Source organism: Bacteroidales bacterium, from assembly GCA_021157585.1.
Taxonomy (GTDB): Bacteria; Bacteroidota; Bacteroidia; order Bacteroidales; family UBA12170; genus UBA12170.
The window spans coordinates 1-7,738 of record JAGGWH010000028.1; the positions used below are offsets into that span (position 1 = coordinate 1).

Below are 7,738 nucleotides of genomic sequence, written 5' to 3' on the forward strand. Positions count from 1 at the left end.
ATTATCTTGATCAGGTTCTTCAACTGGAAGCCGTAGCCTGTAAAGATTGGCTTACGAATAAAGTCGATCGCTCAGTAACCGGAAAGATTGCCAAGCAACAATGTGCCGGTCCTATTCAACTTCCACTGAATAATGTTGGTGTTGTTACTATTGATTATTTAGGCAAAAAAGGAATTGCAACTTCGATCGGACACGCTCCAATCTCTGCACTTATCGATCCGACAAAAGGTTCTCAATTAAGCATAGCCGAAGCACTTACCAATATTGTTTGGGCTCCTATTCAGGATAAACTTTCTGGTATTTCACTGAGTGCCAACTGGATGTGGCCAGCAAAAAACGAAGGCGAAAATGCCCGTTTGTTTGAGGCCGTGAAAGCCATTAGCGATTTTGCCATCGATTTGGGTATCAATATTCCAACCGGAAAAGATTCGCTTTCAATGACTCAAAAATACGATGATGATGTAGTTTACTCACCTGGCACAGTGATTATTTCTGGCGTTGGAGAAGTAACCAATGTGAAAAAAGTGATAGAACCTGTTTTACAAAATGTAGCCAATTCTAAACTATTTTATATCGACCTCTCTTTTGAAAGTAAAAAATTAGGTGGAAGTAGCTTCTCTCAAATATTGAATAAACTCGGACAAGAGAGCCCAGGTGTACGTGATGCTAAGAAATTCAAAGCTGCATTTGATATTATGCAGGAAATGATTGAAGATAAATTGATTCTTGCTGGTCACGATATATCAGCCGGAGGCCTAATTACTGCATTATTGGAAATGAACTTCGCAAATATAAAAGGTGGTTTATCTGTTATATTAGATCAACTGAACGAAACAGATATTATCAAACTTTTATTTGCAGAGAATCCCGGAATTATCTTCCAAACAGACAAAATAGAAGAAGTTGAAAACCGACTTAAAAATAATGGTATCGACTATGCAATTATTGGAGAACCCATTGAAGAGAGAAAATTAACCATTATTCATCAAAATAAAGATTATTCATTTGATATCAATACGCTACGCGATACGTGGTATAAATCTTCTTATCTATTAGATCAGAAGCAAAGTGGAGAAGGTTTAGCAAAAGACCGTTTTGATAATTATAAAAAACAAGCTTTAAGCTATACGTTTAATGCTGATTTTGAAGGAAAACTTAGTCAATACGGTTTAAAACTAAAAAGAGAAAAATCTACGGGTATTAAAGCAGCAATTATCCGAGAAAAAGGAGTTAACGGCGATCGGGAAATGGCCTACTCGCTGTATCGTGCAGGTTTTGACGTGAAAGATATTCATATGACCGACCTGATTGCTGGTCGTGAAAACCTGGAAGACGTAAATATGATTGTTTATGTTGGAGGATTTTCTAATTCTGACGTTTTAGGTTCCGCCAAAGGTTGGGCCGGGGCTTTCCTTTATAATGAAAAAGCGAAAAAAGCATTGGATAATTTCTATGCACGCCCCGACACTTTAAGCCTTGGGGTTTGTAACGGTTGCCAGTTAATGGTTGAACTTGGTCTGGTTTATCCCGAACACGAAGAAAAACCAAAAATGTTCCATAATGCGAGTCATAAATTTGAATCTGGATTTATTAATGTTGATATCTACGAAAATAATTCGGTGATGTTAAAAACATTGGCTGGAAACAGATTAGGTATTTGGGTTGCTCACGGTGAAGGTAAATTCAGTTTCCCATATGCTGAGAGCAAATATAATATTCCATCGAAATACGGTTTTGAGCAATACCCAGCTAGTCCAAATGGTTCTGATTTTAATACTGCAGCTATCTGTTCAAATGACGGAAGACATTTAGCAATGATGCCTCATTTGGAAAGAGCTATTTTCCCTTGGCAGTGGGCACATTATCCTTCGGATAGAAAAGCGGATGAAGTGACTCCTTGGTTGGAAGCTTTTGTGAATGCTAGAAAATGGGTTGAGGAAAAAACTAAATAAATTTCTTTGTGCCTTAGTGCCTTTGTGGTGTTATTTTATTTTTTACCACAGAGTCACGAAGACACAGAGATAAGTTCAAAATAATATCCTAAATAAACTGAGCCGTATAAGATTTTTGATTTGCAATCAGCTCATCAGGTGTGCCTTCAAAAACGATTTCACCACCTTTGTCTCCACCTTCAGGGCCAAGGTCAATTACCCAATCGGCACTTTTAATCACTTCCATATTATGCTCAATCACCACTATAGAATGACCATTATCTATCAAAGCATAAAAGGCTTTTAGCAAATTATCGATATCGTAAAAATGCAAACCCGTTGTGGGTTCATCGAAAATAAAAAGGATAGGATTTGCCTGTTCGCCTTTGGATAAAAATGAAGCAAGTTTAATCCGCTGTGCTTCTCCCCCACTTAATGTACTAGAGGGTTGACCAACTTTTAAATAACCCAAACCTACATCTTGCAATGGTTTTAATTTGCTACAAATCTTTCGAATCACAGCACCTTCACTTTGATATTGACCAAAAAACGCGAGCGCCTGATTAATAGTCATATCCAAAATATCGTGGACGTTTTTATCGTGATATTTTATATCCAGAACTTCATCTTTAAAACGCTTCCCATCACATTCATCACATTTCAGATAAATATCAGCCATAAACTGCATTTCAATCTTTACTTGACCATCGCCTTCACAAGTTTCACAGCGACCGCCCGGAATATTAAAACTGAAGAAACCCGGTTTATAGCCACGTACTTTTGCAAGTTTTTGAGAGGAAAACAAAGAACGAATATCGTCCCAAACTTTTACGTAAGTCGCAGGATTTGAGCGCGAAGAACGACCAATAGGGTTCTGATCAATCAGTTCCACATCGGTAAGCTGTTTTAAATCTCCACCAATAAAATCGAACTTGCCCGTAATATTGGCATATCCACCATAATGTTTCTTTAAGGCAGGATATAAAATGCTTTTTATCAAAGATGTTTTGCCTGAACCACTCACTCCCGTAACCAGTGTCAATACATTTAGAGGGACTTTTAAATCAACATTCTTCAAATTATTCTCGCGAGCCCCTTTTAATTCGATAAAATTGCGCCACTGTCGCCTATAATCGAGTCGACTAACTTTTAGCTTTCCTGAAATATATTGAGCCGTTAAACTATATTTATCCTTTTTTAATTCGTCAAGCGTACCTGCGAAAACAAGTTCGCCACCTTGATAACCCGCTTTTGGACCAATATCGATAATATAATCGGCTGCACGAATAATTTCCTCATCGTGTTCGACAACAATTACCGTATTTCCAATATCCCGCAGATTCTTTAACACTTTAATCAAGCGTTGCGTATCGCGCGAATGCAAGCCAATACTGGGCTCATCTAAAATATATATTGAACCGACCAAACTGCTTCCCAAAGAAGTGGCCAAATTAATTCTTTGCGATTCGCCTCCTGATAAAGAGTTAGATAAACGATTCAGACTAAGATATGGCAGTCCAACATCAAGTAAAAAATTAATTCTACGATTAATCTCTTCTAATATTCTTTTACTTATTGTCTTTTCGTATTTATCTAATTTTAATCCTTGCATAAAAGCAAATAGAGTATCTAAAGGCATTTTTACCAAATCCGAAATGCTTTTTCCGCCTACTTTAACATAATTGGCATCTTTTCGTAAGCGTGTTCCTTCACATTCAGGACAGATAGTTTTACCTCGATATCGCGATAGCATAACACGGTATTGAATTTTGTAGGCTTGTTCTTCTACTTGCTTGAAAAAAGCATTTAAGCCTTCGAAGTACTCATTACCTTTCCACAGTAAATCATATTGCTTCTTGGTAAGTTCTGCTATTGGTTTATGAACAGGAAAATTAAATTTATCAGCACTAAAAATAAGTTGCTTACGCCACTCGCCCATTTTCTCCCCTCTCCAAGGAGCAATTGCTTCTTCATAAACCGAAAGCGATTTATTTGGAATTACCAAATCCCGATCTATACCAATTACTAAACCAAATCCATCGCATTTTTTACAAGCACCATAAGGATTATTAAAAGTAAATAGGTTTACGCTTGGCTCCTCAAACCGGATTCCATCTTTCTCAAATAAATTGGAAAAAGATTGAGTATTAGTAGATCCATCTTTATTATAAATTAATAGCGTACAATTACCATGACCTTCGTAAAAAGCCGTTTGAACGGAATCAGAAACACGACTTAAAAAGTCATCTGTTTTTTCAACACTCAATCGGTCAACAACCAAATCGAATTTAGTGATTGCCTTAAAATCTGACGCTATACTCAAAGCATCATCAATACGTAAAATATCGCCATTAAATTTAATCCTATTAAACCCTTGTTGTGCCAACACTTGCAAGTGCTCAGTAAGTGTACGGTTCTTCTTCAGGATAATTGGAGTAAGTATTAAAAAACGGGTATTTTCATCAAGATTTTCAACAAAATTAAGAACATCTTTAACGGTATGGCGCTTCACCAATTTATTTGAAATTGGAGAATATGTTTTCCCAATTCTGGCAAACAACAGTTTGAGATATTCATAAATCTCGGTATTTGTTCCTACCGTAGAACGTGGATTTCTACTAATTACTTTTTGTTCAATCGCGATAGCAGGAGAAATCCCTTTAATATATTCCACATCGGGTTTATCCATCTTCCCCATAAACTGTCGAGCATAAGAACTCAGGCTTTCTACATAACGTCGTTGTCCTTCGGCAAACAAAGTATCAAAAGCTAAAGATGATTTCCCAGAACCAGATAATCCTGTGATAACCACAAATTTATTACGTGGAATAGCCACGTCGATATGCTTTAAATTATGTATGTGTGCATCTTTTATTAAGATGTGTTTTTTTGGATCGAGATGCTGAAGTAAGTCGTTTGCCATTGAAATAAATATACGCCCTCTACTATAGGCAGCGCAAAAATAGGGATAAAATTTGCTTTTTATTCTTTTTTTTCCTTAATTTGCTAAGACTTTATCAAGAAGCATTAAAATTATTATTCACTAAAATCACATTATCGATATAGACCTTTACTCTTTTTAATCATATAAAAAAGGAGGAATTATGAAAGCATCCCATCCAAGCGATAAGGAGCTCATAAAAAGGTATTTGACGGGTAATGAATCTTCTCTCGAAATCATTATTAATAGACACAAGGATAGAGTATTTTCCTATATCTTAATGGTGGTTAAAAGTCCACAAATTGCAGATGATCTTTTTCAAGATACATTTATTAAAGTCATAAACACTTTAAAATCCGGTACTTATAACGAAGAAGGTAAATTTATTCATTGGGTAATGCGTATTGCACATAATTTGGTAATCGATCATTTTAGAAAGAAAAAACGAATACCAATTAAAGAAAATTCAGAAGACAGAGACACTTTTGAACTACTCAATATGAAAATAGAATCTGTAGAAGATATTATGATTACAGACCAAATTCATAAAGACCTAAAGATTCTTATTGATTATCTTCCTGAAGAACAAAAAGAAGTCCTTTTAATGCGTCATTATATTGGAATGAGTTTTAAAGATATTGCCGAACAGACCAATGTTTCTATCAATACAGCTCTGGGAAGAATGCGCTATGCAATACTGAATATTAGAAGGTTGGTTGAAGAAAATAATATTTCACTTTCGCATTCTTATTAATTCATATTGGACAAACAATAATGATAGAATAGGTACGTTACTACATTAGTATTAACAAAAATATGGCCTATGCTCTGGAAATCTACTCTCGAAAATCTTTACCCAAACAAGTCGTTAAACAAAAGAGAAATGGATCTTAATATCGTTAACCCCGATCCGCAAACTGTTCAAAATTTATTGGCTTATTCAAAAGCATTAAACGTATTGAAAAGTCCGTTTAAAAAGGGTAAAAAGCAAATTACTTTTCAATTAATTCTAAATTAAAAAAGTCGTCAGCTTTACGCTAACGACCTTTTTTAAAATTATCTTTTTAGAAGGAATCTAAGCTCCTAAAGTAGCAACCATAACTGCTTTGATGGTATGCAAACGATTTTCAGCTTCATCAAAAACAATTGATGCTTCTGATTCAAAAACCTCTTCGGTAACTTCCAATCCGTCCAATCCAAATTTCTGATAAACCTCTTCTCCTACTTTAGTTTCTCGGTTATGAAATGCAGGTAAGCAGTGCATAAATTTAGTATTCGGATTTCCAGTTAAAGCCATCATTTTAGCATTTACTTGATAGTCTCTCAATAAATCAATACGTTGCTGCCAAACCTCATCGGCTTCGCCCATAGATACCCAAACATCGGTATATAAGAAATCACATCCTTTAACGCCTTTAGCAATATCATCGGTTACGGTAATTGTTGCGCCTGTTTCTTTAGCAATTTCCATAGCTTGAGCTACCAATTCAGCAGTTGGCTGAACTTCTTTTGGAGCCACAGCTCTAAAGTCCATTCCCATTTTAGCAGCTCCAATCATCAAAGAATTACCCATATTGTTGCGAGCATCGCCTAAATAGGCAAAAGAAATTTGATGTAAAGGCTTATCGGAATGCTCCATCATTGTCATAAAATCGGCAAGGATTTGAGTAGGATGAAACTCGTTGGTTAAACCGTTCCAAACCGGAACACCAGCGTGAGCGCCAAGTTCTTCAACAATCGCTTGTCCAAAGCCTCGGTATTCAATACCATCGTACATACGACCTAAAACGCGAGCCGTATCTTTCATTGATTCTTTATTACCAATTTGAGAACCCGATGGTCCTAAATAAGTAACATGTCCACCCTGATCATTCACTGCAACTTCAAAGGCACAACGTGTGCGCGTAGAAGCTTTTTCGAAAATCAAAGCCACATTTTTTCCTTTTAATAGCTGGGTTTCTGTTCCCGCATATTTTGCTTTTTTTAAGTCGATAGACAAATCAAGCATAAATTTGATTTCTTTTGGTGTAAAATCCAAAAGCTTTAAAAAATTTCGGTTTCGTAAATTAAAAGCCATTTCTTAGAATTTAAATATCAATTAATCAATCTTTTAAGTCCACTACATTAGACTATACAAAACTATACATTTTCGTGTGAGAAAAAGAGCAAAATAAAAATATTTTCTTTCTTTCTTCTGTAAAAGCCTAGTCCATTAAAATATTGAATAAATTTACCCAATGATTATTTTAAACCGACCACAAACCGATCCATTCTTTAATCTGGCAGCAGAAGAGTTTCTAATAAAAAATACTACAGAACCTCTTTTTATGCTTTGGCAAAATACGCCTTCGGTGGTGGTTGGAAAACATCAGAATGCGCTGAAAGAAATCAACCTGAAATTTTTGCAAGAAAAAAATATTCCGGTTATTCGCCGTATTTCTGGTGGAGGAACGGTTTTTCACGATTTAGGAAACCTGAATTACAGCTTTATCAATTTTGGTCATAGAGAAAGTTTGGTTAATTTTAAAAAATACAGCCAACCCATAGTGGATGTGTTACAAAAAATGGGTGTTGATGCGCAATTAATTGGGAAAAGCGATTTAAAGATTAAGGGATTAAAATTCTCCGGTAATGCATCGCACGTATATAAAAACAAGGTATTGCATCATGGCACTCTCCTATTCAGTTCGGAGTTAAATATTTTGAATAATAGTATAAAAGTATCAGAGATAAACTTTAGCGACAAAGCGGTGCAATCTAACCGAAGTACAGTGACCAATATTCAAAGCCATCTGAAAGAAACGCTGAGCCTAGAAGAATTCAAGCAAAAAATTATTGATTTTGTGATGACTTCTTTTCCTGAGAC

The 7,738-nt window shown here is 35.6% G+C and carries 6 protein-coding genes; 4 read left to right on the plus strand and 2 right to left on the minus strand.

Annotation, left to right across the window (positions count from 1 at the left end; translation table 11 throughout):
• Positions 1 to 1,952: phosphoribosylformylglycinamidine synthase subunit PurQ (locus tag J7K39_01430; protein ID MCD6178541.1), on the plus strand; the 1,952-nt coding region annotated here is incomplete at its 5' end.
• Positions 1,953 to 2,040: 88 nt separating this feature from the next.
• On the opposite strand, the gene uvrA is transcribed toward J7K39_01430, so the two are convergent.
• Positions 2,041 to 4,854 carry an excinuclease ABC subunit UvrA gene (gene uvrA, locus J7K39_01435; GenBank protein MCD6178542.1) on the minus strand — a complete coding sequence of 938 codons (2,814 nt, stop codon included), beginning with the start codon at positions 4,852 to 4,854 and terminating at the stop codon, positions 2,041 to 2,043.
• Between the two features lie 181 nt (positions 4,855 to 5,035).
• On the opposite strand from uvrA, the gene J7K39_01440 reads away from it, so the two are divergent.
• Together J7K39_01440 and J7K39_01445 are read left to right on the plus strand one after the other, a co-directional pair.
• Positions 5,036 to 5,626 carry a sigma-70 family RNA polymerase sigma factor gene (locus tag J7K39_01440; GenBank protein ID MCD6178543.1) on the plus strand — a complete coding sequence of 197 codons (591 nt, stop codon included), beginning with the start codon at positions 5,036 to 5,038 and terminating at the stop codon, positions 5,624 to 5,626.
• A 69-nt stretch (positions 5,627 to 5,695) separates the two neighbouring features.
• Positions 5,696 to 5,890 (plus strand): hypothetical protein, encoded by a 195-nt coding sequence (locus tag J7K39_01445; protein MCD6178544.1) that lies wholly within the window; start codon positions 5,696 to 5,698, stop codon positions 5,888 to 5,890.
• Between the two features lie 57 nt (positions 5,891 to 5,947).
• Here J7K39_01445 and argF read toward each other — a convergent pair whose 3' ends face one another.
• The gene (gene argF / locus J7K39_01450) at positions 5,948 to 6,949 is read right to left on the minus strand and encodes an ornithine carbamoyltransferase (GenBank protein MCD6178545.1); all 1,002 of its coding nucleotides are present in this window, start codon (positions 6,947 to 6,949) and stop codon (positions 5,948 to 5,950) included.
• Positions 6,950 to 7,109: 160 nt separating this feature from the next.
• On the opposite strand from argF, the gene J7K39_01455 reads away from it, so the two are divergent.
• A partial coding sequence (locus J7K39_01455; protein ID MCD6178546.1) for a lipoate--protein ligase family protein occupies positions 7,110 to 7,738 on the plus strand: 629 nt, incomplete at its 3' end.